Source organism: Synechococcus sp. CCAP 1479/10, from assembly GCF_019038515.1.
Taxonomy (GTDB): domain Bacteria; phylum Cyanobacteriota; class Cyanobacteriia; order PCC-6307; family Cyanobiaceae; genus Cyanobium.
Genome location: NZ_JAFKRJ010000020.1, coordinates 1 through 22,569, shown reverse-complemented (window position 1 = coordinate 22,569; position 22,569 = coordinate 1). Strand labels below are relative to the sequence as shown.

The window sequence follows — 22,569 nt, the reverse complement described above, 5'->3', positions numbered from 1 at the left end:
AAGGACTGGGAGTGCTGGTTATGTGTGCTTGAAGCCGATGAAACCGCCGTCCACGGTCAGGAACTGGCCGGTGATGAAGCGATTGCCGGGGCCGACCAGGAAAGCCGTGGCTGCAGCGATGTCCTCGGGTTGGGCGAGGCGGTCGAGGGCCGTCTGGGACGTGATCGCCCCGATCTGCTCGGGGGACAGGTGACGTCGCGTCATCGGTGAATCCACCACACCGGGGAGCACCGCATTGATCAGGATGCCCTTCTCTCCCAGATCCATGGCGCAGGACTTCACCAGGCCCTGCAGTGCGGCCTTGGAGACGGTGTAGGAGAGTTTTCCCAGCCGGCTCTCCAGCTGCCAGATCGAACTGATGACGCAGAGGCGACTGCCGCGCTCCAGCCGCCCCGCCGACAACAGCGCCGAAAGACTGGCCGCAATGAACAGCACATTGCATTGCCAGAGCCGCTCGAAGGTGGTCGGATCGAAATCAGCGATCGAATCACTGGCGTTGAGGCCGTGGGCCCACACCACCGCATCCAGCGGCGGCAAGGCCGAAAACAGCTCGGCACTCACCGGCTCGGCATAGGAGAGGGCCACGTGGGAACGGGCACTCCCTGAGGGGGAAACGGCTGCCGAGCCGGCCGTGTGGAGCTGATCACCCGCAGCCGTCAGTGCTTCGGCGACGGCCGAACCCAGGGCACCCCCGGCGCCGAACACCAGCACATTCCGGGGTCGCGGGTCAGGGGAAACGGCGCTCATGGAAGCAAGACCCCTAGGCCGCCAGCAGCAGGAAGCGTTGCTGTGCCCCATGGTAAGGGGACTCCCCGGATTTTCAGACCCTCGTCTCGCGGGAGGGAACGTTGTGGCGGCTGCGCTCCACCACCAGGGGCAGGCGCAGGGTGCGCTGGTTGATGAAGCCGATGTATTCGCCCAGGATGCCGAGGGCGAACATCATGGTGCCGGCGAAGAACAGCGCCGAAACCGACAGCATGGCCACACCGAACTGGAAGCTGTCCCAGAAGATCAGCTTGCTGACCATCACCACGAACGACAGCAGAATCGAAAGGGCCCCGAGCGACAGGCCGGCGGTGGTGATCAACCGCATCGGCTTGCGGGAGGAGGTGACGATGCCGAGCACGCCGAAATCCACCAGGAACGAGAGCGAGGCGGAGCTGCTGCCGCCTTTGCGATCGGCGCTCACGTAGGGAATCGTGGACCACTTGAAGCCGATGGCGCAGACCAGGCCCTTGATGAAGGGGTAGGAGTCGATCGATTGCCGCAGGGCCAGAATCACGGAGCGGTCGTAGATGCCGAAACCGGTGGTGTCGCGCACCATTGGGTAGTCGGACAGCCACGAGAGTGTGGCGTAATAGATCTTCTTGCAGAGAAAGAGGATCGGGCTTTCGTGGCTGGAGCGCCGCACCGCGAAGATCACCTGGTCATCGCCCTTCTTCCAGGCGCTGATCAGATCGGCCACCAGCTCGGGGGGATCCTGCAGATCCGCCATCAGAAAGACATTGGCATCCGCATCGGGCACCAGCAGGGCATTGGCCGAGGAGCGCACGAAACCGAAGTTCGAGACGTTGCGGATCAGGCCGACGCGGGAGTCCCTGGCCGCCAGCCCCTCGATCAGTTGCACCGTGTGGTCGGTGGAGCAGTTATCGGCAAAAACGATCGAAAAGACATCGTCCGGAAACTGCTCGAGAACCTTGGCCAGCCTCACATAGAGCGCTTCGACGTTGGACGACTCGTTGTAACAGGGAATGCAAATGGCGATATGATGCGTCGACGTCGTCATGGGCAAATGTTGTCAAAAAGCATGCTGCAGGCAGTGTATCTTTTGGCTGCCGTTCTTGCGGCATGCCTGGGCCAATTCATCTTGCGGATCCGGCCGCCGGCCGAAGGCGTCCGCACCGGTGCGATCTACCTGGCGGCTTCGCTTGTTTGCTACGGCGCCTCCTTCGGCATCACGGCCCTGGTGCTTCCCGGGGTCGATCGAAAACTGGCCGTGCTGGTGCTGAGCCTGCAATATCCGCTGCTGTATGTGTTCTTCTCGCTGAAGGATGCGGCCCCGGTGGCTCCGGCCAACATCCTGGCCATCACCCTGGGCTATGGGATCGTGGCCCTTGGAATGGCGGGCCGCTAGCTCACTCCCGCAAAGGCCACGGGGCTGCTGATCAGCCTCGACACATAGATGGCCGTCTCACCCTTGGAGCTGTTTCCAGGCCGATCCAGATCGCTCAGGGAAAACTCCAGTGTCTCGCCGGAGCGCACCGCCAGGCCATCGGCGAAGGGGAACCGGGCGATGTGGTTGTCCTGCAATCGGCTCTTGTCCACATCCGCCGAACAGGCAGGAGCATCAGCCGATGGGGATTGAACGCAGAGGCGCAGGACGCCATGGTTGACCCGGTTGTTGGTGCCGATCATCAGACCGACGGCCTCCATCTTCAGATCCGCCTGTGGAACGACGGGGAAGCGCATCGTCTGGCCGGTGTGCAAGGGCATCGGCTGGAGCTGCCTGGGCAGGAGGTCGCTGACCTTCGAATTCATCGGCGTGAAGTGCATCACGCCGGCGCAGAGTCTGTCGATCTGGGGCCGACCCAGCTGGAAACTCCAGATCGGGCCCGCGAAGATCTGCAGCTCCATCGGCAGCTTGCCGGGCACCCTGCACTGCTGCTCGAGCTGTTCGCTGTAGCTGATCGGCGCCTCGCGGCGGGCGACGTTGTTGTGATAGAAGACGATCGAAAGGATCAGCCAGCAGGCCATGATCCTGGAGGCCGTTCCCTGGCGGGTTGTGCGATCGCGCACCAGGAGAACAAAGGCCGTGAGCAGGATCGTGAGGAACAGAACGGTGTTCCAGAAGAAGAAGCGCCCGCCGGCATCCTCCACGGTCAGGGCGGCGAGGGGAGCACCCCGGCGCAACGCCACCAGCAGGCTGGAGAAGGAGAGCACCATGGTGGAGAACATGGCCAGATAGAGCATTGACGGCTGCCGCATCCGGCGACTCACCACCCGCACGGCCAGCACCACAACGGCCACCAGGAGCGCCACCAGCAGCATTTGCAGCGGCTCCGGCAGCACCCGCAGGTACCAGCCCGGCTTGTAGCCGCCGAACAGGGGGCTGACCAGGTGGATGGTGAACCAGTCGAGCAGCACATCCGGCCGTGCCAGCAACTTGCTGATCGCCTGGGCGGTGGAGACCTTGTAGCTGAAGGTCAGCTGGGAGAGATAGAGCTGCACGGAGGAGAGCAGCACCGGCACGGTGAGCCAGAGCGGGGCCAGCGAGAGACGACGCCGCTTCAGCAGCACGAAGACCAGCAGGGGCAGGCCGTAAAGGGCGACGAAGGGACCCGTGAACACCGCCACCAGGCCATAGAGGAACAGCAGCAGCTGGAAGCCCGGCCACACCCGGAGGGGCGACGCCTCGCTGCCCTGCAGCAGGCGGCCATAGACCGCGTAGGCGATCAGGATGAAGCCGAGCGGGAAGAAGATATAGGCGTTGGGCAGATTGAGATAGGTTTCCTGGCCGTAGGGGTAGAAGACATAGGGGATATAGGAGAAGCGCAGGATCCGGCCGAAGAACCCCATCCGGATCAGGGCCTCCATGCAGCACAGGGGCACCAGGTAGCTGGCCCAGGCCACCGCCAGGAAAAACTGCGGGTAATCCAGCGGCGAGAGGTTGTTGACGGCGAACAGGGCCACCAGGCGCTGCAGCAGGTGGCTGTAGCCGGCGTAGGTCTTGAAGATGGAGTGGACGCCTGAATCGATCGCCGTCTGCAGAAAGATCGATCCGTCTTCCGCATAGAGGAGCGGCTCCAGGGTGATGGAGGGCCGCCTCAGGAAATAGAACAGGGCGCAGAGGCCGATGAAGCCGGCGGAGACGAGCAGGGGGCGCAGCTTCTGCAGGGCAACGGGCATGGTTCGGTTCACCCCGGCCTCAGCCCATCAGGTTGGTTTCGGTCCAGGCGAGCATGCGGCTGACCCCGTCGCGGCAGGAGATGGCCGGCGACCAGCCCAGGAGGCGCTGGGCCTTGGCGATGTCGGCGATGAAGCAGTCCTGGTCGCTGGCGCGGCGGGGGGTGGGGGTGTAAACGAGCGGCGGAATGGCCAGCAGCTCGGCAAGCAGGGCGAACAGCTCCAGCAGGCTGAGGGAGTTGGCGGCGCCGCCGCCGATGTTGAAGATCTCGCCGGTCATCCGCTCCCGGTGCTCGTAGGCGGCCCGGTAGAGGCGGATCAGGTCGTCGGCGTGGAGGACATCGCGCACCTGCTTGCCGGTGCCCGCGATGGTGAAAGGCTCGGGGGCCACACCGGCCTGGTGGGCGCGCTTCTGCTCGATGGCCTTCTGGCAGAACCAGCCCACCCAGCCCTGGTCGAAGGAGGCGAACTGGCGGCCGCCGAAGATCGAGGAGTGGCGGAACACCACCGTCTTGAGGCCATAGACGCGGGCCCAGTCGCGCACGTACTGATCCGCCGCCCCCTTGGAGCAGCCATAGGGGGTGGAGAAATCGAGGCCGAGGGCTTCGTCGAGGCCTTCGGGGTGGTCGGGGAGGCGGTAGCGGGTGGGGGTCTCCTCGTAGCGGAGGCCCTCCAGGTCGCCGTAGACCTTGTTGGTGCTGCTGTAGGCGATCAGCGCTTCCGGGGAGAGGGCCCGGGCCGCCTCGAGCACGTGGAACGTGCCCAGCACGTTGGTCTGCAGGTCGCGGGCGGGATCGGTCAGGGAGGTGGTCATCGCCACCTGGCCGCCCACATGGGCGATGTAGTCGAAGGGGGCGTGGCGGCGGAAGACGGCCATCACGGCCTCGGCTTCGGCCAGATCGCCCTGGATGAAGTGGAAGCGCCCGGGGGCGGCCTGGGACTCCAGCCAGGCCAGGTTGGCCGCCGAGCCGCGCCGGAACAGGGCATCGAGCACGATCACCTCGGCGCCTTCCTGCAGGTAGGAGGCGGCCAGGTTGGAGCCGAGAAAGCCGCAACCGCCGGTGATCAGGACCTTCATCGGATTCAGGGCAGAGGGGACGCGGGAAGCCTCAAACCAGCCAGGTCCGGAACGTATCGCTCGATCTGATCGGGGCGGTCGGGAAGCACACCGGGGCGCAATCTACCGGTCGCCCCCAGGTGGCTCCACTCCGCCTCGGCGAAGGCCAGCAGGCTGGTGGCGACGCCCGAGCCGATGTTGGCCACCAGGGGGCGGCCCGGGGCCACATCGGGGCGCGTGCAGGCCTCCAGCAGGTGGGCCGCCACGGCGGCGACAGGCACGAAATCACTGACCTGGCGGCCCGAGGTCATGGGGAAATCCTCCCCGGCCAGGGCGGCGCGCCGCAGGGAGGGCCAGAAGTTGCCCGCGAACTGGCCCTCGCCGTAGGCGGTGAAGATGCGGCCGTAGAAGAGCTCCAGGTGCCGCTGGATGGCGAAGGTGCGCAGCAGCTGGAAGGCCGCCGCCTTGCTGGCCCCGTAGGCGCTCAGGGGCTCCAGGGGGGCGTCTGGGGGGATGGCCGCAAAACGGCGGGCGGCGTTGCCGTACTCGTGGCTGGTGCCGGTGACGACGCAGCGGCGCACCCCCGCCTCCGCCGCCAGCTCCAGCAGCCGCAGGCTGCCGGCCACGTTGGCCTGCACCAGCTCGGCCCAGGGCACCTGCTTCGGGCTGACACCCGCCGAGGCCAGGTGCAGCACCGCCTCCACCCCCTCCAGCGCGGAGGCCGGGAGGGTGAGCAGATCGCCCTCGCACCACTGGGGCTGGCGCGGCAGGGGGATCACCGGGGCGGAGCGGGACGAGCGCCGCAGGGCCCGCACCTGGTACCCCGCCGCCAGGGCCGCCGCCAGCACGTGGGAGCCGATGAAGCCGGTGCCGCCGGTGAGGAACAGCCGCATCAGGCCTGGCAGAAGGCCCGGATCACGTCGATCTCCTTGGCCAGCATCGGCGCCGTGAGACCCGGGTAGGTGCCGAGGAAGAGGGTGTCGACCATGATCGCGTCGGCGCCGGCCAGATCGCCCACCACCCGCAGGGCGTCGGGGCGATCGGCGCGCAGCTGCACGAAGGCCGGCTGGCGCACCAGGTTGCCGCCGAACAGCATGCGGTTGCCGATGCGGTGGGCATCGAGCTCCCGGGCCAGGTCGGTGCGGCGGAAGGGGGCGTCGGGCTTGACGGCGATCTTGAAGCCGAACCAGGAGCAGTCGGTGCGGCAGCCGCTGGCATCCCAGGAGAAACCGGTCTGCGGATCCCAGCCGGTGGCGTGGGTGGGCAGGGAGAACTCCAGCACGTGCTCGGTGGCCACCAGGCCTTCGCGCAGGGTCTGCCAGTTGCGCTTGCGGGCCTCGATGAACTCCGGCAGGCGGCGCAGCTGCACCCGGCCGATGGCGGCCTGGGGATCGAGGGGTTTGAGGTTGAAGCCGAGGTGGCTGTAGATGTACTTGTGGTCGTAGCCGGCGGGCAGTTCGCCCAGCTGCCAGTCGAAGCGCTTGCCGCAGGTGTCGTCCTTGCCGGAGGGGCACCAGCAGTCGCGGCCCCAGTCGCGGAAGCTCTCGGCCACCACCTTGAGCTTCTGGTCGCGGACGATGTTGACGGCGCCGCCCTCGCCCATGGTGAGGTGGTGGGGCGGGTAGAAGCTCTGGGTGCTGATGTCGCCCCAGGTGCCGGTCCAGCGGATGACGCGGTCGGGGCCCTCATCAAGGCCGGGGCTGTTGTCGCTGAAGCCGAGGGATTCGGCCAGCTCCCGGGGCATGGAATAGGAGCACCCCAATGCGTCGCAGTTGTCCTCCACCAGGTAGAGGTCGTGGGCGCGGCAGAAGCGCAGCACCGCCGCCAGGTCGAAGGGGTTGCCCAGGGCGTGGGCCATCATCACGGCCTTGGTGACGCCGGGGGTGAAGGCGGCCTCGAGCTGGTCGCAGCGGGCGTTGCCGGTGATCGGATCGGCGTCGATGAACACCGGCACCGCGCCCACCTGCAGGATCGGCGCCACGGTGGTGGGGAAGCCGGCGGCCACGGTGATCACCTCATCGCCGGGGCGCAGGCGCCGCTCGGCGGGCAGGCGGTGGGAGGTGAGGGCCGAGATGGCCACCAGATTCGCTGAGGAGCCGGAATTGACCAGCAGGCTGTGGCGCACCCCGAGGAAGGCGGCCAGCTCGCTCTCCATGGCGGCGCCTTCGGTGCCGAGGGTGAGCCAGAAGTCGAGGGTGGTGCCCACGGCGGCTTCGACTTCGTCTTCGGTGAAGACACGGCCGGCGTAGGGGATGGTCTGGCCGTCGGCGTGGGGGGTGCGCTCCGGGTCATCGCCGGGGCGGAAGCCGGCGTGGGCCTGGCGGGCGTAATCGCGGGTGAGCCGGAGGATCTCCTGCTTGAGCTGGTCGAGGTCGGCGGTCATGGGGTGGATCGGCCCGGCGGGCAGCAGGCGAGATAGGCGGTGAGGTCGTCGAGGCAGCAGGACACGGGGTCGTCGCCGGCTTCGATCACGCGGCGATACCACTGAAGCGTGCGGGCGGTGGTGGTCGCGAAATCCCAGCGGGGCGACCAGCCGAGGCGGTGGTGGGCCTTGTCCACCACCAGATTCAACAGACCCGCCTCGTGGGGGGCCGTGGGATCGGAGGCATCGATCCAGGTGCCGGGCCAGTGGGCCAGGGCCTGCTCCACCAGCTCCTGCACGGGCCGGTTGGCCTCCAGCTGGGGCCCGAAGTTGAAGGCTTCGGCCATCGAGAGCCCATCGGACGGCTCGGCGAGGGCCTCGGCCAGGGCCAGGTAGCCGCCGAGGGGTTCGAGCACGTGCTGCCAGGGGCGGGTGGCGCCGGGGTTGCGCAGGGTGATGGGTTCACCGGCGCGCAGGGAGCGGACGGTGTCGGGAATGATGCGGTCGGCAGCCCAGTCGCCGCCGCCGATGACGTTGCCGGCCCGGGCGCTGGCCAGGCGCAGGTGGGGCGACTGGTGGGGCAGGGTGCCGCAGTAGCTGGCGCGCCAGGAGCTGATCGCCAGCTCGGCGGCGGCCTTGCTGCTGCTGTAGGGGTCGTGGCCGCCGAGGGGGTCGTTCTCCCGGTAGCCGTAGAGCCATTCGTTGTTGCGGTACACCTTGTCGGTGGTGATCAGCACCGCGGCGCAGGGTTGGGCCAGGGGCCGCAGGGCCTCGATCAGGTGGATGGTGCCCAGGACGTTGGTTTCCCAGGTGAGCACCGGCTCGGCGTAGCTGCGGCGCACCAAGGGCTGGGCCGCCAGGTGCAGCACCACCTCCGGCTGGACGGCGGCCACCAGCGCGCTGAGGGCCGCCGGATCGCGCAGATCCCCCACGTGGTGATCGAGGCGGCCGGCCAGGCCCAGCTGGTCGAACAGGGAGGGTTCGGTGTCCGGCGCCAGGGCGAAGCCGGTGACGTGGGCCCCCAGCTCGCAGAGCCAGAGGGCCAGCCAGCTGCCCTTGAAGCCGGTGTGGCCGGTGAGCAGCACCCGCTTGCCCTGCCAGAAGGCGGGATCGGGCTGGTGCCAGGCCCGCCGAAGGGAGGTGCTGGCCATGGTCAGCTCCAGATCTTCCAGGGGGCGCGGCCCTGCTGCCAGAGGTCTTCGAGGCGCTGGCGGTCGCGCAGGGTGTCCATGGGCTGCCAGAAGCCGCGGTGCTTGAAGGAGTTGAGCTGGCCCTGGGTGGCCAGGGCCTTGAGGGGGGCCTGCTCCCAGATGCACTGGTCGCCGTCGATCAGGTCGATCACGGGGGGCTCGAGCACGAAGAAGCCGCCGTTGATCCAGGCATTGTCGCCGTCGGGTTTCTCCTCGAAATCGGTGACGACATCCCCGTCGAGGTGCAGGGCGCCGTAGCGGCCGGGGGGCTGGACGGCGGTGAGGGTGGCCTGCAGGCCCTGGCGCTGGTGGTGGGCGATCAGGGCGGTGATGTCCACATCGGCGACGCCGTCGCCGTAGGTGAAGCAGAAGGACTCGTCGTCGGGGAGGTAGCTGCGCACCCGGGCCAGACGGCCACCGGTGAGGGTGGCGTCGCCGGTGTCGACCAGGGTGACCTTCCAGGGTTCGGCCTTCTGGCGGTGCACTTCCATGTGGTTGAGATCCATATGGAAGGTGACATCACTGGTGTGCAGGAAATAGTTGGCGAAGTATTCCTTGATCACATAACCCTTGTAGCCACAACAGATGATGAAATCGTTGATGCCGTGGTGGCTGTAGATCTTGAGGATGTGCCACAGGATCGGCTTGCCGCCGATCTCCACCATCGGCTTGGGCCGCAGGTGGGTCTCCTCTGCGAGTCGGGTACCCAGTCCACCGGCCAGGATGACGGCTTTCATCAGGCAGCAACGGGCCAGGCAGGCGGCGGCAACCTAGCAAAGGCGCTCCTTACCACCGAACCCAGACAGGCCAGGCGTTCTGGTGGCTGCCGCGGGCTCAGGCAGGCAGGCGAAACACGACAGTTTCCTAAGCCCCCAGGCAACGCCACAGGCCACTGGCCAGCATGAAACCCCTTTCCACCACTGGCCTGTGGCCGCCCGAAGCAAGAAGCTGACGCTGACGGAGGTCAGGGGGCTGATCCAGGCGCTCCTGGCGAAGCCGGACCTGGACGAGGCCGACCTGCTGGCCTTCGCGCAGACGGTCAACGGGGCAGCGTTCAAGGATCCGCCGCCGCCGAAGCCCAAGCCGCCCACCGCCACCGAGATCAAGAGCAAGGTGCTGGCCCACTTCAGGTGCAAGACCGTCACCCAGCTGCGCAAGGACAAGAACTTCCAGCTCTCGATGACGGGCGAAGAGGTGGCGCTGAAGACCAAGGACGACTGGTTGGTGCTCTACCGGCGCTTCATCGGCATTCCGGCCAACGAGCGGAACCTGGCGGACGGACCCACCGTGATCAACGGCATCGACGTGCTGCAGCACTTCCGGCCCTGGGTGGTGTTCGGCCTCGACCCGAAGACCGCCACGGCGGATGAGGTGCGCGACGCGTTCAGGCGCCTGATCCAGGTGCACCACCCCGACCACGGCGGCGATCCCCGCGTGGCGGAACGCCTGCAGACGATGAAGGACTCGATCCTTGCACTAATGCCCTGAAACGATGCGCGACCTGCTGACGGACAAGGAAACGGCCGGAATACTCGGAAAACGCATCACACGCCTCTACAAGATCGTGGAGGCGTTCGATGCCAAGGGCGACGACGAATGGGACCTGGTGGAGAGCGAGCACTTTGAATACAGCGGCCCAGCGGTGGCCGGTGCGAATGGGCAGCGGCCCCGACGCTTCACCGAGGAAGGTGTGGAGGCGCTAGCCCGTTACATCGAAGCCACCGAGAAAACGGGCTTGCTTGGCAAGATCCGCGAAAGACTGTTCAACGTGAAGCAGAAGCGCAAGCAACTGCTCGTGTCACGGCGGATCACCCAGGAGTTCATCGAGGCCGGCGGCACCCTGGAGATCCGGGGCGATCTGGCCTTCGTGAGCCGGAAAACCACCGTGGGCATCCTGCAGACCAACTACAAGGGCCTATCCAATTCCTGGGAGCGGCTGCGCACATCCGGTACGGAGGAGGGGGAAGAAGCCCTGGAGCTGAACAAGGACTTCCTGGAGAACGAGGAGCGGCAGGTGCTGATCAGCCAGCGAGGCATCGCCCGTGTGGCCCGCGACATGCGAGCCAACAGCAAGATCACCAAAACGCGCCAGGCCTGGATCGAAGCCGTGGGCGATGTGGTGGAAGCCTGCTTCAACTCCGAGATCCGTTACCTCACCCAAGGCGTGGACCGAGCCATGAAGCGCGCCAAGGCGGCGGCCGGCCATCGCTGCGAGATCACCGGTAGGAAGGCGGAGGTACACAAGAAGATTGACCTGGACGGCCACCATCTTTTCGACCGCCGCAGCCGCCCGGATTTGGCCGACCTGCCGGAGAACATCCTGGTGCTGGTGCCCGACCTGCACCGGGAATTCCATGGCTGGAAAAGCGGCCCCTGCACCCCCAAGGATGTGCTGATCTTCATCGAGACTGCGCGGGGGGATCTGTTCGATCCGGTGAACTCCCACCACATGAAACGGCTACGGGCGCTGACGCACCGGCTGCAGCGGTTCGAGAGTGAGCGGGAGGGGCAGAGGGTGAGGTATCACCGGAGCTGAAATACCTTATTAGGAGTTCACTTGCCTCCTACTTTTGAGGATGGCCGTTCCGCTGCTTGCTGCGCACATAAACAGCCTTGTTTCTTCGCTGCGTCTCGAACAAGTCAATCGCCTCAAACAACCCACTGAGCTTTGCGTAGCCATAGTTGCGTGGGTCAAAGGATGTTTGATTGGCAATGTGTCCTCCAACCGGAGCAAGATTCGACCAGCCATCATCATCTGAAAAGATTGATACCGCGCTCCTCAGAATATTCATTAGCTTTGTATCTTGCTTCAACTCTTTTCCAGTCTTCTTGATGCCCGCAGATACAACGGAAGCCTCGGTGGAATCCATCACCTGGTCAATTGACTCAAGGAACAGGAACGTCGAGCAAGCGTAAACGAATGGCAGAGGTGTCTTCTTCTCGCCAAAGCCATACACCTTCAACCCACTGGTCAGGATCCGCATCACCAGAGGGGTGAAGTCGCTGTCACTCGATACAATCGCAAACGCATCCAGCTTCTGCGTATACAGCAAGTCCATGGCATCAATGATCATCGCTGCATCGGTAGCATTTTTCCCTTTAGTAAGATCGAATTGCTGGACTGGGCAAATCGCATACTCCTGCAGGCACTCTTCCCAGGATCTAAGGGTTGGGTTCTTCCAGTTGCCATAGGCCCTACGTATATTGGCAATGCCATACTTTGCGATTTCAGAGACAATCGCTGCGATCTTGGCGGCTGGCGCATTGTCGGCATCAATTAGCAGTGCGATCTTGGATTCTGTTGCTTGCATCTGATTCGGGCGTTGGAGGTTACTTCATTTGTTCCACTCTACTCATGGCAGCTTCTGCTTTCATGGCGTCTAGCTGTACTAGAATGATGCCTAAGCGGCGCGGCGGAAGGAGCACACGAATGAGCGAATTGCCGCATGTTACTCTCTCAACCGAATATATCATTTTCTAATTCTTGATAGACGTTTGCATCTTCAGACACTAAAGGTGCAATTGTATCTCTCAAAAACGCACACGTATTATTTCCACATTGTGTTAGATCTAGAATTCTCTTGATTTCTGTGAATATCTTCCCCCCAGCAGACTTAACATCATCGGGGGGATTTCCCCTGGCAATGCTATCAGCCATAGCCTGTGCTTTTACCTGTAAACAGTGCTCCACTAGTTCTTCTTTATGCAAATGAGCGCAAAGCTTGCAAAGAATCTCATCGTCGAATAGGTAGCTCTCAATATGTCTTCGAGATAAGACTCTAATGCCTTTCGCAAGCAGTTCAGCAACTTCGCCTTTACTTTTATCATCCCTGTCGACGATTTTTATAATTTCAGACGACTTAAGGATGTTTGAAATCATCTTTACAGACTGGTTTTCGATATCTTCAATATCTGAGCAAGATCCGATTGAGATAAAGGTTGCATCATGATGCTTTTCGCCAAGTATCTTTCCATATATCAGAGCATCAAAGTCTTTATATCTTCTTCCTTGACTTGTCCCCTCACAGAAAACAATTCTTTTGGGTGCGATCAGCTTTGAAAAATCAGCAAAAGCAAGATCAAAGAATCGATCCCAAATTGCTCTGCTTATCTTGGTTGGTCGTATTACCTCAGATAAATCAAAATCTCTGTTGTCAAAATCTAAAAACACAACCGTTCCTGGATTTACCTCTTCGATATCTTCAGCTTCTTTAAGCATCCCTATGGAATGTGTGGAAATCCAGAGCTGGGAGTTATCAGGTGTTAAATTATAAAGCTCCCTAAGAACTTTTGACTGGAGTCTTGTGTGCATGTGAGCCTTTGGCTCATCAATGCAAAAGATTGCGTCAGAATAAAAGCTCGACTTGATTATCATATCGAGAACTAGGTCAAAGACAGACTTTTCGCCTGCGGATAGGTTCTTGTAATGGAAGTCCTTGGCTGTGCCCTTTTCGAAATAAAAGCTTCCATTTGAAAGAGGATCGCCAATTGTACTTAGCTTTAGGACATCGAATATAGTCGAGAGAGAGCCCTTAATCTTTCCAACTAACTCGGTTCTAAGCTGCTCTACTGTCATAGTATTATTTGATATTGAATAAACTCCAGCCAATGTTTGAGCAACGAGTCTCTGATAGTTTTCAGACACCGTTTGATCGTTCTGCATTAGATTCTGTAGCTTTATCGATTCTGCTGGATTATTTTGTTTGTTCAGATTAGAAACAGTAAAGTCTGGTTCATTTCTATATGCAGTTCTAAAATAGAACTTTCCTCTAACTTGCTTTTGGCTTAATTGCTGAGAATCATAAAATTCTATTGATACTTTGTTTGGCGAGTCTTGCTTCCATGTATTCGGACTTGAATTTTCGCCATCGCTCTTTTCAAGGTAGTCTTGATGTCCTCGATCGCTAAAGCCTTTGAATTTATACCAATGATTGAGGGCTTCAAAAAGGGAGGTTTTTCCGCTTCCATTTGGCCCTACCAGCACAACAAGTCTTGCTGATTCTGGTATTTCGACTACTTTAAGCGAGGTAAATCTCTTAAATCGATTTAATTGCACTTTTTTTATCTTCATGACTTTTCCTCAGTCCAGACACGTTCTGTTTCTTCAAGAGCTTGTTCTTCGGCAGTTCCGCGAACCACACTTAGCCTGCTGCAGGTCCATTCCGATATGACGACTGAGGACATGGCAACAGTCTCAGAAACCTTTGGCTCTCGACGACACTTTAACCAGGGACACCAACGCCAGCCATGGTCAACGTGTCCGTGAACCACTTGTACCCTCAGCTACAACAAAGCGCAAGGGTGTGAGTTAGGCGGGATGCTCCAACGGCAGCCCCTGCGCCTTCCAGGCCCGCAGACCGCCGCGCATGTTGGCCACGCGTGTGAGCCCCTTCTTCTGCAGCTGCTGTGTAGCCAGGGCGGAGCGGCTGCCGGAGTGGCAAAGCACCACCGTGGGACGATACGTGGGGATCTCGTCGGCTCGCGTCGGCAGCTCGGGCAGGGGAATCAGCAGGCTGCCCGGGATGCGACCGTCCGGGCCCTGCACTTCCGCTTCGGAACGCACGTCCACCAGCGTCAGGGCCTCGCGGTGGTCGGCCACCCAGTCGGCCGTCAGTTCGGGCAGGCCGGCATAGCTGCGCTCGATCGGCGCCCAGTCGTCCGCCTCCTCCAGGCCACCGTCGGCGGGCCGGCCGGAGCGCAGGTTGGCCGGCACGGCCACGGAGATCCGGTTGGGGTGGGGGAGGTGCAGGTTCTCCATGTAGCCCACGAAGTCGCGCTCGTCGGCCTCGCCCCCGAGCCGGGCGTTGTAGGCCTTCTCCTCGGCCACCGAACTCACCGCCCGGCCGCTGTAATCGTGGGCCGGGTAGAGCAGGCAGTGCTCGGGCAGCGACAGGATCTGCCCGGTGATCGAGTGGTAGAGGGTAGAGGCATCCCCCTGTTGAAAGTCGCAGCGGCCGCAGCCCCGCACCAGCAGGGCATCACCGGTGAAGGCCACGCTGTGGTCATCGAGCACGACGCTGAGGCAACCGTCGGTGTGGCCGGGGGTGGCACGCACCTCCAGATGGCGGCCGCCGAAGCTCACCCGATCCCCATGGCGCAGGGGCAGGGTCACGTTCTCGGCCCCGGCGACGGCGGCCAGGGCAATGGCGCAGCCGGTGGCCCGGTGCAGGCGCCAGCTGCCGGTCACGTGGTCGGCGTGCACGTGGGTGTCGAGGCTGGCGACCAGCTGGATGCCCAGCTCCCGGATCAGGGAGAGATCGCGGGGGTGCTGCTCGTACACCGAATCGATCAGCACCCCCTGCCGGGAGGCCACATCCGCCAGCAGGTAGGTGAAGGTGCTGGTCTCGGCGTCAAACAGCTGCCGCAGCAGCAGCGGCGCACCGCCGGCGGCGGCCACCAGGGCGAAGGGGGCGTGGGAAGCCATCGCGTCGGGGGCGTCAGCCCTGCAGCTTGGGGCGGCCTTCCGCCAGCACGCCCTGCAGGTAGGCGCCCACGAACATCCCGGCCAGGCCGATCAGCATCGGCTTCAGCTCATGGGAGATGGGCAGCCCCAGCAGCGTGGACTCCCGCAGCCGCGGGGCCAGCCGGAAGCCGATGGTAGTGACCGTCAGGGTCGCCGCCATCACCAGCAGCAGTCCGAGGAACAGCCCCCCGAACAGATAGGACGTGACGCGATTGGGGAAAGGAAAGCCCAATCGATGCGGTCAACAACGACGCTTGGACCATAAACACATCGGTGGCGGGAGGCAACTCCCGGCCGTGGACGGGTTACAGAAGCTCTTGCAGTCTGGCTCTTGTGACCTTGACATCACGAAGAATGCTTGCCAGAAGGCCAGGCCCCAACATTTCATTGGAATGAGCGGGCACAACCGTCGCTCTACCGTCTGGGTGCCTCAGGAAATGGTGACTACCTTTCACCCTGATTTCTTCAAAGCCAATGTCTTTCAACGCTGCGATGAGAGCCTTTCCTGAAACCGCAGAATATCTCGTCACACCTCAACGGTAACGCGCTGCACTCCTACGAAGTCAAGCGACTCAGGAGCGGTACCGGCGACTTCAAGGCAGAGCTCAATAGCCTCCTTGACTCGCTCCATTAATTGATCCAAGGATTGGGCCTGCGTATGACAACCGGGCAGTGCCGGGACGGTCGCCACAAAGAAACCTTCTGAATCCCTTTCGACGACGACATCAAATTGTCTAGACATTGAAGACACCTCCTTAATTCACTCTAGCGGCTTTGCCTCTGCCCTCCGCCCTGGCTCACAAGCCGACCAGACCCTCCCGGTCAGTAGGAGGCAAACGCTTCGAACACTGGCAGCGCCGCCGGAAACACCTCACCCAGAGCCCCCAACTCCATGCGCTCCACCCGCTCCGGATCCACCCGCCCCCACACACTGGTGCCCAGCAGCGCGTAGCCGAAGGCGCCACCCGGAGCCACCCGTGCGGCATGAAACGTGCCACCGGCAATTTCCAACTGGGGTCGCTGCCCCGCCGCCAGGTCACTCCCCACCCGATGCCGTGAGACCACGCCCTCGGCAGCCACCAGCAGCACCTCCAGTGGATCTCCCAGGTAGTGGAGATACACCTGATCCTGGGCCGATGCGATGCAGCTGGATGCCGCGCTCCGGGCTGGCCAGGAAGTAAAGGGCACCGCCAGGGATTGCTCCGGCCGTGTAGCTCTGGGCCACCAGGCCGCAGGTGCGGTGGGGCTCCAGGCCCAGGAGGGTGATCACCTCCTCTGGGCCGTTGGCTGTACCACCCCCAACCTCAGACCCCCAGCGGTTCCCCCTGCGCCTTCTTCTGCTCGGCAAGCACCTGCTCGAGACCCTCGATGTCTTCGTCGGTGATCTTGGTCTGCATCGGGCAGTGCTTCGGCCCGCACATCGAGCAGAACTCGGCCTGCTTGTAGATGTCGGCCGGCAGGGTTTCGTCGTGGTACTCGCGGGCCCGCTCCGGATCCAGGCTCAGGTCGAACTGCTTGTTCCAGTCGAAGGCGTAGCGGGCGCGGCTGAGCTCGTCGTCGCGGTCGCGGGCGCCGGGGCGGTGGCGGGCGATGTCGGCGGCGTGGGCGGCGATCTTGTAGGCGATCAGGCCCTCGCGCACGTCTTCGGCGTTGGGCAGGCCTAGGTGTTCCTTCGGCGTCACGTAGCAGAGCATCGCCGTGCCGTGCCAGCCGGCCAGGGCCGCGCCGATGGCGCTGGTGATGTGGTCGTAGCCGGGGGCGATGTCCGTCACCAGCGGGCCGAGCACGTAGAACGGCGCCTCGCTGCACTCCTCCATCTGCTTCTTGACGTTGAACTCGATCTGGTCCATCGGCACATGCCCCGGACCCTCCACCATCACCTGCACGTCGTGCTTCCAGGCCCGGCGGGTGAGCTCACCCAGGGTCTTCAGTTCGGCCAGCTGGGCCGCATCGGAGGCGTCGTGCTGGCAGCCGGGCCGCAGGGAATCCCCGAGGGAGAAGCTGCAGTCGTAGCGCTTGAAGATCTCACAGATGTCCTCGAAGCGCGTGAACAGCGGGTTTTGCCTGTGGTGGTACAGCATCCACTGGGCCAGGATGCCGCCGCCGCGGCTGACGATGCCGGTGAGCCGGCCCTTCACCAGCGGCAGGTGCTCGATCAGCAGGCCCGCATGGATCGTCTGGTAGTCGACGCCCTGCTGGCAGTGCTTCTCGATCACATGCAGGAAGTCGTCCTCATCGAGCTTCTCGATCATCCCGTGCACGCTCTCCAGCGCCTGGTACACGGGCACCGTGCCGATCGGCACCGTGGAGGCGTTGATGATCGCCGTGCGCACCTCATCGAGGTTCACCCCGCCGGTGGAGAGGTCCATCACCGTGTCGGCGCCGTACTTCACCGCCAGCTTCAGCTTGGCCACCTCCTCATCGAGGTCGGAGGCATTGGGGGAGGCGCCGATGTTGGCGTTCACCTTGCACTTGCTGGCGATGCCGATCGCCATCGGCTCTAGGCCAGGGTGCTCGATGTTGGCGGGGATGATCATGCGGCCCCGGGCCACCTCCTCCATCACCAGCGACTCGGGCAGGTTCTCCCGTTTGGCCACGTAGGCCATCTCCTCGGTGATCACCCCCTGGCGGGCGTAATGCAGCTGGGTGACGTTGGCTTGACCACGACGCTTCTGGATCCAGGCGCTGCGCATGACAGGAATGACGAAGGACTGTTGGGCGCAGCCTGAGAGCTTCCGCACTTCCCTGCGCCGGCATGACCCGGATCAGGTTCGGAGGGTGTGATCTCAGCCCTGGGCGAAGCGATCGGTGGATCCTGCGCCGGGCACCCCTAGTGACGCTCGAAACCTAGCAAGGCTGGACGGGGGTGGGGCCAGGGCCGGAAGGGGGCAGGGCCAAGGCGGAACGGGGACAGGGTTCCGAATCCATGTTTCCCGATTCTGTACAGGCTGTACAGGTTCGGGAAACGGCGCGCGCGCGCATCCCCGGGGCCACGAACGCCCGCTGGCGAGGGCGCAGGCCTCAGGCCTGCAGCCCGTCCAAAGCAATGGCCGTGACGCGATGGTCGCCGTCGCCCTGCAGCGCCGCCAGGGCCTCGCGGGCCTGGGCCGCCTCCGGCCCCCGGCCGTCGCGCACCAGGCGGCCCAGGATCTCGGCCCCACCGGCCCGGACCGTGCCGTCGCCATCGGTCACCGCCTCCCGGGCCAGCTCCAGCAGCCAGGCCGCCGGCATCGCCTCCTGCTCGGCCAGGGCCGAGAGGATGCTGCAGCGCACCAGCCACTGGTCGTCGGCCACGAAGGCATCCCGCAGCAGAGGCCAGGCCCGCTCCACCCCGTAGCTGGCCAGGGCGTTGGCGGCCTCGGCGCGCACATTGGCGTCCTCGTCCTGGCGCACTGCCGTCTCCAGGGCCGCCCAGCCCGCCTCGCTGCGCTTCACCCCCAGCCCGGCGCAGGCCAGTGAACGGATCACGAAGGTGGTCTGCTCCAGCCCCAGCAGCAGCAGCGGAATCGCCGCCTCCGGCTCCACCCCCCGCAGCCCCGCCAGGGCCGGCATCGCCCGGCTCGGATCACCCGAAGCGATCGCCTGCCGCACCGCTTCCAGATCGGGGGTGGACTCACTCACGGGGATCAGGGCGGGGATCCTTCACCTTGGCGCAGCTCGCCGCTGGCCGGGGGGGCCTGGCGCAGGGCCCGCAGCAGCTCGGCCCGGCGCCGCCGCCGGCGGATCCAGCTGGTGGTGAGCAGGCCGGAGCCGATCACCAGAGCCGGCACGGCCGGCAGCTTGTCGGCCCCCTGGCGGGTGAACAGCACCAGCAGGGCCAGCAGGATCAGCAGCGGCGAGGAGAGCGCCAGCAGTGCCGCCCGGAAGCGGGAGGGCCGACGGCCGCTCAAACCGGCTGCTCCATCCAGCGCAGCAGGCTGAGGGTGAGCACCTTGATGCCCACCTCCAGGCAGCCCTCGTCGGGATCGAAGCTGTTGCTGTGCAGGGGCGTGCATCCGCCGGGCCCGGCCACCCCCAGCCGGAACATGGTGCCGCGGGTGCCCTCAAGCAGCTGGGCGAAGTCCTCGGCCCCCAGGGACGGCTGCTCCAACCACTGCACCTTGGAGCGGCCCAGCAGGCCCACGGCCGTGTCGGCCACCAGCTGGGTGAGCTCCGGATCGTTGTGCACCGGCGGGGAGATGCAGCGGTAATGGACCCGGGCCTCGCCGCCGTGGCCCTGGCAGAGGGCATGCACCGTGTCTTCGATCCAGCCCGGAAGCTGGGCGTGCACCTCCAGATCCAGGCAGCGCACCGTGCCCAGCAGCCGCACGTGGTCGGCGATGACATTGAAGGCCTTGCCCCCCTCGATCAACCCGAAGCTCACCACCACCGGATGGAGCGGGTCGAGGCGGCGGCTGATCGCCTCCTGCAGGCCGCTCACCACCCGGGCGGCGATCCAGATCGCATCGGTGCTCTGGTGCGGCCGGGCGCCGTGGCCCCCCTCCCCCAGCACCTCCACCTCCAGCTCCCCAGCCGCGGCCGTGAGGCTGCCGCTGCGCACCCCCACCGTGCCCACCTCCAGGCTCGGGAACACGTGCACGCCGAACAGGGCCTGCACCCCCTCCATCGCCCCATCGGCCCGCATCCAGGCGGCCCCCTCCGCCGTCTCCTCCGCCGGCTGGAACAGCAGCCGCACCCGGGCCGTGAGCCGGTCGGCCACGCCGGCCAGCAGCCGCGCCACCCCCAGGCCCACGGTGGTGTGGATGTCGTGGCCGCAGGCATGCATCAGGCCCTGGCGGCTGGAGGCATAGGGCAGCTCGGTGCGCTCCTCGATCGGCAGGGCATCCATGTCGGCCCGCAGGGCCACCAGCGGCGCCCCCACCGGCCCCAGCTCGGCCACCACCCCGGTGCGGCCCACCCCTTCACGCACCTCCCAGCCCCAGCGCCGCAGCTCACCGGCCACCAGGGCGGCGGTCTGCTGTTCGTGGCCGCTCAGCTCGGGGTGGCGGTGGATGTGGCGGCGGATCTGGATCAGCTCCGGCAGCAGCGTTTGCAGGGTGTCCTCCAGCCCCAGGGCGTCCCAGGTGGCATCAGCCGGGGCCATGGGGGACAGGGGGGGAGGCGTCATGGACGGGGGTGGTTCAGGAGGCCAGGGCCAGGAACTGGGCCAGAGCCTGCACGGGCACGGGCGGCCAGCGCCGTATCTGCAGCAGCCATTCTTCCTGCCGGTAGCGGGGATCGAGGCCGGAGGCCGCGGCCCAGTGGCTCTCGGCCTCGCCCCGGGCCCCCCGCTGCCACAGCAGCGCCGTGAGGCCGGCGCGGGCATCGGCGAACAGCGGGTAGCGGCGGATCAGGTCGCGCAGCTGCTTCTCCGCCACCGGGATGTCCCCCAGCTGGAAGGCGGCCAGGGCGGCGCTGGAGCGGGCCATGGCGAAGCCCGGCCGGGCGGCGGCGGCCGCCTCAAAGCACTGGCGGGCCGCCGGCCAGTCACCCCGGGAGCCCTCCACGTTGCCCAGGTTGTAGAGGGCGGAGGCATCCTCCGGATTGCGCTCCAGGATCCACCGGTAATCCGCAGCGGCGGCGCTCCAAAGGCCCAGGGCCTCCTCGGCGGTGCCGCGGTTGAGGTGGGGGTCGGCGCTGGCGGGCTCCAGGGCGATCGCCCGGTCCTGGTCGGCGATCGCCGCCCGGGCGTCCCCCAGGGCCAGCTGCACGTTGCCGCGGTTGCTCCAGGCCGAGGCGTCCTCGGGGGCCAGATCCACCACCCGGTCCCACAGGGGCAGGGCCTCGCCGAAGCGCCCCTCGCGGCTGGCGGCCAGGGCCTGCTCGAACAGGGCCGGCAGTGACGCCGCCGCGCTCGGCGGCCAGGCCAACAGCCCCACCAGCAGCACCAGCAGGGGCAGCACCGCCACTGCGCGCCGTCTCATGCCGCCACCGCGGAGGCACCGTCGAGGTGGGCGCGGCCGGCGGGGGTGACGACCCGCCCCCGGGGCGTGCGCTGCAGGAAGCCCAGCTGCAGCAGGTAGGGCTCCACCACCGCTTCCAGGGTGGCGGGATCCTCCCCCAGCCCCGCCGCCAGGGTTTCCAGCCCCACCGGCCCGCCGCCGTAGGTCTCCAGCATCAGGCCCAGCAGGCGCCGGTCGCTGGCATCCAGGCCGCGGCCATCCACCCGGTGCAGGGACAGGGCCTCCTCCACCAGCGCCGCATCGATCCGGCCGTGACCCCCCACCGCCGCCACATCCCGCACCCGGCGCAGCAGCCGGTTGGCGATGCGGGGCGTGCCCCGGCAGCGGCGGGCCACCTCCTGGGCGGCGCAGGGCTGCAGGGCCAGCTGCAGCAGGCCGGCGGCCCGCTGCACGATCGCCTCGAGGTCATCGAGGCCGTAGAACTCCAGCCGCTGGATCAGGCCGAAGCGATCCCGCAGCGGCGAACTCAGCGAGCCGGCGCGGGTGGTGGCCCCCACCAGGGTGAACGGGGCCACCTCCAGGCTGCGGGTGCGGGCCGTGGTGCCCTTGCCGACGGTGAGGTCGAGGCGGAAGTCCTCCATGGCCGGATACAGGATCTCCTCGGCCACCCGGTTGAGGCGGTGGATCTCATCGATGAACAGCACCTCGCGGGGCTGCAGGTTCACCAGCAGGCCGACGATGTCGCGCGGGCGCTCCAGGGCCGGGGCGCTGGTGATCCGGCAGCGCACCCCCAGCTCCTCGGCCAGCACCAGGGCCATGGTGGTCTTGCCGAGGCCGGGGGGGCCGTAGAGCAGCACGTGGTCGAGGGCCTCCTGGCGGCGGCGGGTGGCCTCCACGGCGATGCGCAGCACCTGCTTCAGCTCGCTCTGGCCGATGTAGTCATCCAGCCGGCGGGGCCGCAGGCCGTCCTCCCGTACGGGGGGCTCCTCGACGGCGGCGGTGGGGTCCACGAGCCGCTCCGGAGCCGCCCCGGACCGTGGCCCCCGGGGAGCGGGTGCGGCCGTTCCTCCCGAAGAGATGATCGCCATGGTTGGAGGGTACCGGCTGCTGCCTAGGGTCGGGGAGCACCCAGGTGATCAGGAACGCGGCGATGGCGAAGGGGCCCGGCAGGAAGGGTGGTGGCGCCAAGGGCGCCGACCCGGCCAACCGGCTGCTGGCCGACAACCGCCTGGCCAGACACCAGTACGAGATTCTCGAAACCCTCGAGACCGGCATCGAACTGCTCGGCACCGAGGTGAAGTCGATCCGGGCCGGCCAGGTGAACCTGCGCGACGGCTTCTGCCTGATCCGCAACGGCGAGATGCAGCTTCACAACGTCCACATCTCCCCCCACAGCCACGCCAGCAAGTTCTTCAACCACGAGCCCCTGCGGGTGCGCAAGCTGCTGGCCCATCGCCGCGAGATCGACAAGCTGCGCGTCGCCCTCGATCAGAAGGGACTCACCCTGATCCCGCTGAACCTGCACCTCAAGGGCTCCTGGATCAAGATCACCATCGGCCTGGGCAAGGGCCGCAAGCTGCACGACAAGCGCGCGGACGAGAAGAACAAGCAGATCGCCAAGGAGACCCGGGCCGCCGTCGCCAGGCTCTGAGCGGCCTCAGTTGCTGGGCGGTGCGGGGGGCGCCGGTGGGGTCGCGGGGGCCGGGGCCGCC

General features: G+C 65.3%; 25 protein-coding genes and 1 riboswitch. Of the genes, 4 read left to right on the top strand and 21 right to left on the bottom strand.

Annotated elements, in window-relative coordinates:
• Window positions 1-18 precede the first annotated feature (18 nt).
• A complete protein-coding gene (locus KUG39_RS05740; protein ID WP_216913510.1) occupies window positions 19-747 on the bottom strand; it encodes an SDR family NAD(P)-dependent oxidoreductase in 729 nt (242 codons plus the stop codon).
• 73 nt (window positions 748-820) lie between these two features.
• Window positions 821-1,786, bottom strand: a complete 966-nt coding sequence (locus KUG39_RS05735; protein ID WP_094584315.1) for a glycosyltransferase family 2 protein — start codon at window positions 1,784-1,786, stop codon at window positions 821-823.
• Window positions 1,787-1,792: 6 nt separating this feature from the next.
• Between KUG39_RS05735 and KUG39_RS05730 the strand changes: the two genes are divergently transcribed.
• Entirely contained in the window at window positions 1,793-2,134 is a 342-nt protein-coding gene (locus KUG39_RS05730) for a hypothetical protein (RefSeq protein WP_216913509.1), read from the top strand.
• Here the strand turns inward: KUG39_RS05730 and KUG39_RS05725 are convergent.
• The 6 genes from KUG39_RS05725 to rfbF are packed head-to-tail and all read right to left on the bottom strand — an operon-like array spanning window position 2,131 to window position 9,249.
• On the bottom strand, window positions 2,131-3,906 hold the full coding sequence (locus tag KUG39_RS05725; protein WP_216913508.1) for a hypothetical protein: 1,776 nt from the start codon (window positions 3,904-3,906) through the stop codon (window positions 2,131-2,133). The genes KUG39_RS05730 and KUG39_RS05725 overlap by 4 nt on opposite strands.
• Before the next feature lie 19 nt (window positions 3,907-3,925).
• Window positions 3,926-4,981, bottom strand: coding sequence for an SDR family NAD(P)-dependent oxidoreductase (locus KUG39_RS05720; RefSeq protein ID WP_094584312.1), 1,056 nt, complete (start codon window positions 4,979-4,981; stop codon window positions 3,926-3,928).
• Between the two features lie 5 nt (window positions 4,982-4,986).
• Entirely contained in the window at window positions 4,987-5,853 is an 867-nt protein-coding gene (locus KUG39_RS05715; RefSeq protein WP_216913507.1) for an NAD-dependent epimerase/dehydratase family protein, read from the bottom strand.
• On the bottom strand, window positions 5,853-7,343 hold the full coding sequence (gene rfbH / locus KUG39_RS05710; protein ID WP_216913505.1) for a lipopolysaccharide biosynthesis protein RfbH: 1,491 nt from the start codon (window positions 7,341-7,343) through the stop codon (window positions 5,853-5,855). The genes KUG39_RS05715 and rfbH overlap by 1 nt, the downstream gene beginning before the upstream one ends.
• Entirely contained in the window at window positions 7,340-8,473 is a 1,134-nt protein-coding gene (gene rfbG / locus KUG39_RS05705) for a CDP-glucose 4,6-dehydratase (RefSeq protein WP_216913504.1), read from the bottom strand. Before rfbG ends, rfbH begins: the two co-directional genes overlap by 4 nt.
• Window positions 8,474-8,475: 2 nt before the next feature.
• Window positions 8,476-9,249, bottom strand: coding sequence for a glucose-1-phosphate cytidylyltransferase (gene rfbF, locus KUG39_RS05700; RefSeq protein ID WP_216913502.1), 774 nt, complete (start codon window positions 9,247-9,249; stop codon window positions 8,476-8,478).
• Window positions 9,250-9,439: 190 nt separating this feature from the next.
• Between rfbF and KUG39_RS05695 the strand changes: the two genes are divergently transcribed.
• Both KUG39_RS05695 and KUG39_RS05690 read left to right on the top strand, forming a co-directional pair.
• Entirely contained in the window at window positions 9,440-10,000 is a 561-nt protein-coding gene (locus tag KUG39_RS05695; protein ID WP_216913499.1) for a J domain-containing protein, read from the top strand.
• A 4-nt stretch (window positions 10,001-10,004) separates the two neighbouring features.
• The gene (locus KUG39_RS05690) at window positions 10,005-11,048 is read left to right on the top strand and encodes a hypothetical protein (protein WP_216913496.1); all 1,044 of its coding nucleotides are present in this window, start codon (window positions 10,005-10,007) and stop codon (window positions 11,046-11,048) included.
• A 28-nt stretch (window positions 11,049-11,076) separates the two neighbouring features.
• On the opposite strand, the gene KUG39_RS05685 is transcribed toward KUG39_RS05690, so the two are convergent.
• The 13 genes from KUG39_RS05685 to ruvB form a co-directional block, all read right to left on the bottom strand.
• Window positions 11,077-11,823 (bottom strand): NYN domain-containing protein, encoded by a 747-nt coding sequence (locus tag KUG39_RS05685; protein ID WP_216913494.1) that lies wholly within the window; start codon window positions 11,821-11,823, stop codon window positions 11,077-11,079.
• A gap of 146 nt (window positions 11,824-11,969) precedes the next feature.
• Complete coding sequence (locus KUG39_RS05680; protein WP_216913491.1) at window positions 11,970-13,583, bottom strand: ATP-dependent nuclease; 1,614 nt, start codon at window positions 13,581-13,583, stop codon at window positions 11,970-11,972.
• Window positions 13,584-13,820: 237 nt separating this feature from the next.
• The gene (locus KUG39_RS05675; RefSeq protein ID WP_216913489.1) at window positions 13,821-14,936 is read right to left on the bottom strand and encodes a rhodanese-like domain-containing protein; all 1,116 of its coding nucleotides are present in this window, start codon (window positions 14,934-14,936) and stop codon (window positions 13,821-13,823) included.
• 13 nt (window positions 14,937-14,949) lie between these two features.
• The gene (locus tag KUG39_RS05670; protein ID WP_286192955.1) at window positions 14,950-15,207 is read right to left on the bottom strand and encodes a hypothetical protein; all 258 of its coding nucleotides are present in this window, start codon (window positions 15,205-15,207) and stop codon (window positions 14,950-14,952) included.
• Window positions 15,208-15,280: 73 nt separating this feature from the next.
• Window positions 15,281-15,505, bottom strand: a complete 225-nt coding sequence (locus KUG39_RS17560) for a type II toxin-antitoxin system HicA family toxin (protein WP_216913486.1) — start codon at window positions 15,503-15,505, stop codon at window positions 15,281-15,283.
• Entirely contained in the window at window positions 15,502-15,717 is a 216-nt protein-coding gene (locus tag KUG39_RS17555) for a type II toxin-antitoxin system HicB family antitoxin (protein WP_106222915.1), read from the bottom strand. The genes KUG39_RS17560 and KUG39_RS17555 overlap by 4 nt, the downstream gene beginning before the upstream one ends.
• Window positions 15,718-15,797: 80 nt before the next feature.
• Window positions 15,798-16,163, bottom strand: a complete 366-nt coding sequence (locus KUG39_RS05655) for a cupin domain-containing protein (RefSeq protein WP_353617336.1) — start codon at window positions 16,161-16,163, stop codon at window positions 15,798-15,800.
• Between the two features lie 116 nt (window positions 16,164-16,279).
• Window positions 16,280-17,668 carry a phosphomethylpyrimidine synthase ThiC gene (gene thiC, locus KUG39_RS05650; protein WP_106222913.1) on the bottom strand — a complete coding sequence of 463 codons (1,389 nt, stop codon included), beginning with the start codon at window positions 17,666-17,668 and terminating at the stop codon, window positions 16,280-16,282.
• A 32-nt stretch (window positions 17,669-17,700) separates the two neighbouring features.
• Window positions 17,701-17,817, bottom strand: a riboswitch (TPP riboswitch).
• Window positions 17,818-17,996: 179 nt separating this feature from the next.
• On the bottom strand, window positions 17,997-18,596 hold the full coding sequence (locus KUG39_RS05645; RefSeq protein ID WP_216913482.1) for a HEAT repeat domain-containing protein: 600 nt from the start codon (window positions 18,594-18,596) through the stop codon (window positions 17,997-17,999).
• Window positions 18,597-18,601: 5 nt separating this feature from the next.
• The gene (locus KUG39_RS05640; protein WP_216913480.1) at window positions 18,602-18,865 is read right to left on the bottom strand and encodes a DUF3188 domain-containing protein; all 264 of its coding nucleotides are present in this window, start codon (window positions 18,863-18,865) and stop codon (window positions 18,602-18,604) included.
• Window positions 18,862-20,082, bottom strand: a complete 1,221-nt coding sequence (locus tag KUG39_RS05635) for an amidohydrolase (protein WP_286192954.1) — start codon at window positions 20,080-20,082, stop codon at window positions 18,862-18,864. Before KUG39_RS05635 ends, KUG39_RS05640 begins: the two co-directional genes overlap by 4 nt.
• A gap of 13 nt (window positions 20,083-20,095) precedes the next feature.
• Window positions 20,096-20,878, bottom strand: a complete 783-nt coding sequence (locus KUG39_RS05630; RefSeq protein ID WP_286192953.1) for a tetratricopeptide repeat protein — start codon at window positions 20,876-20,878, stop codon at window positions 20,096-20,098.
• Window positions 20,875-21,945 (bottom strand): Holliday junction branch migration DNA helicase RuvB, encoded by a 1,071-nt coding sequence (gene ruvB / locus KUG39_RS05625; RefSeq protein WP_216913478.1) that lies wholly within the window; start codon window positions 21,943-21,945, stop codon window positions 20,875-20,877. The genes KUG39_RS05630 and ruvB overlap by 4 nt, the downstream gene beginning before the upstream one ends.
• Window positions 21,946-22,007: 62 nt before the next feature.
• Here ruvB and smpB point away from each other — a divergent pair, with 62 nt between their 5' ends.
• Window positions 22,008-22,508, top strand: coding sequence for an SsrA-binding protein SmpB (gene smpB / locus KUG39_RS05620; protein WP_216913476.1), 501 nt, complete (start codon window positions 22,008-22,010; stop codon window positions 22,506-22,508).
• Window positions 22,509-22,569 lie beyond the last annotated feature (61 nt).

Coding starts and splice junctions, on each gene's coding strand:
- ruvB (WP_216913478.1), bottom strand. CDS start 21,945: ATGGCGATCATCTCTTCGGGAGGAACGGCCGCACCCGCTCCCCGGGGG.
- KUG39_RS05735 (WP_094584315.1), bottom strand. CDS start 1,786: ATGACGACGTCGACGCATCATATCGCCATTTGCATTCCCTGTTACAAC.
- KUG39_RS05675 (WP_216913489.1), bottom strand. CDS start 14,936: ATGGCTTCCCACGCCCCCTTCGCCCTGGTGGCCGCCGCCGGCGGTGCG.
- KUG39_RS05685 (WP_216913494.1), bottom strand. CDS start 11,823: ATGCAAGCAACAGAATCCAAGATCGCACTGCTAATTGATGCCGACAAT.
- rfbH (WP_216913505.1), bottom strand. CDS start 7,343: ATGACCGCCGACCTCGACCAGCTCAAGCAGGAGATCCTCCGGCTCACC.
- KUG39_RS05690 (WP_216913496.1), top strand. CDS start 10,005: ATGCGCGACCTGCTGACGGACAAGGAAACGGCCGGAATACTCGGAAAA.
- KUG39_RS05725 (WP_216913508.1), bottom strand. CDS start 3,906: ATGCCCGTTGCCCTGCAGAAGCTGCGCCCCCTGCTCGTCTCCGCCGGC.
- KUG39_RS17555 (WP_106222915.1), bottom strand. CDS start 15,717: ATGTCTAGACAATTTGATGTCGTCGTCGAAAGGGATTCAGAAGGTTTC.
- rfbG (WP_216913504.1), bottom strand. CDS start 8,473: ATGGCCAGCACCTCCCTTCGGCGGGCCTGGCACCAGCCCGATCCCGCC.
- KUG39_RS05680 (WP_216913491.1), bottom strand. CDS start 13,583: ATGAAGATAAAAAAAGTGCAATTAAATCGATTTAAGAGATTTACCTCG.
- smpB (WP_216913476.1), top strand. CDS start 22,008: ATGGCGAAGGGGCCCGGCAGGAAGGGTGGTGGCGCCAAGGGCGCCGAC.
- KUG39_RS05730 (WP_216913509.1), top strand. CDS start 1,793: ATGTTGTCAAAAAGCATGCTGCAGGCAGTGTATCTTTTGGCTGCCGTT.
- rfbF (WP_216913502.1), bottom strand. CDS start 9,249: ATGAAAGCCGTCATCCTGGCCGGTGGACTGGGTACCCGACTCGCAGAG.
- KUG39_RS05740 (WP_216913510.1), bottom strand. CDS start 747: ATGAGCGCCGTTTCCCCTGACCCGCGACCCCGGAATGTGCTGGTGTTC.
- KUG39_RS05720 (WP_094584312.1), bottom strand. CDS start 4,981: ATGAAGGTCCTGATCACCGGCGGTTGCGGCTTTCTCGGCTCCAACCTG.
- KUG39_RS05635 (WP_286192954.1), bottom strand. CDS start 20,082: ATGACGCCTCCCCCCCTGTCCCCCATGGCCCCGGCTGATGCCACCTGG.
- KUG39_RS05715 (WP_216913507.1), bottom strand. CDS start 5,853: ATGCGGCTGTTCCTCACCGGCGGCACCGGCTTCATCGGCTCCCACGTG.
- KUG39_RS05630 (WP_286192953.1), bottom strand. CDS start 20,878: ATGAGACGGCGCGCAGTGGCGGTGCTGCCCCTGCTGGTGCTGCTGGTG.
- thiC (WP_106222913.1), bottom strand. CDS start 17,668: ATGCGCAGCGCCTGGATCCAGAAGCGTCGTGGTCAAGCCAACGTCACC.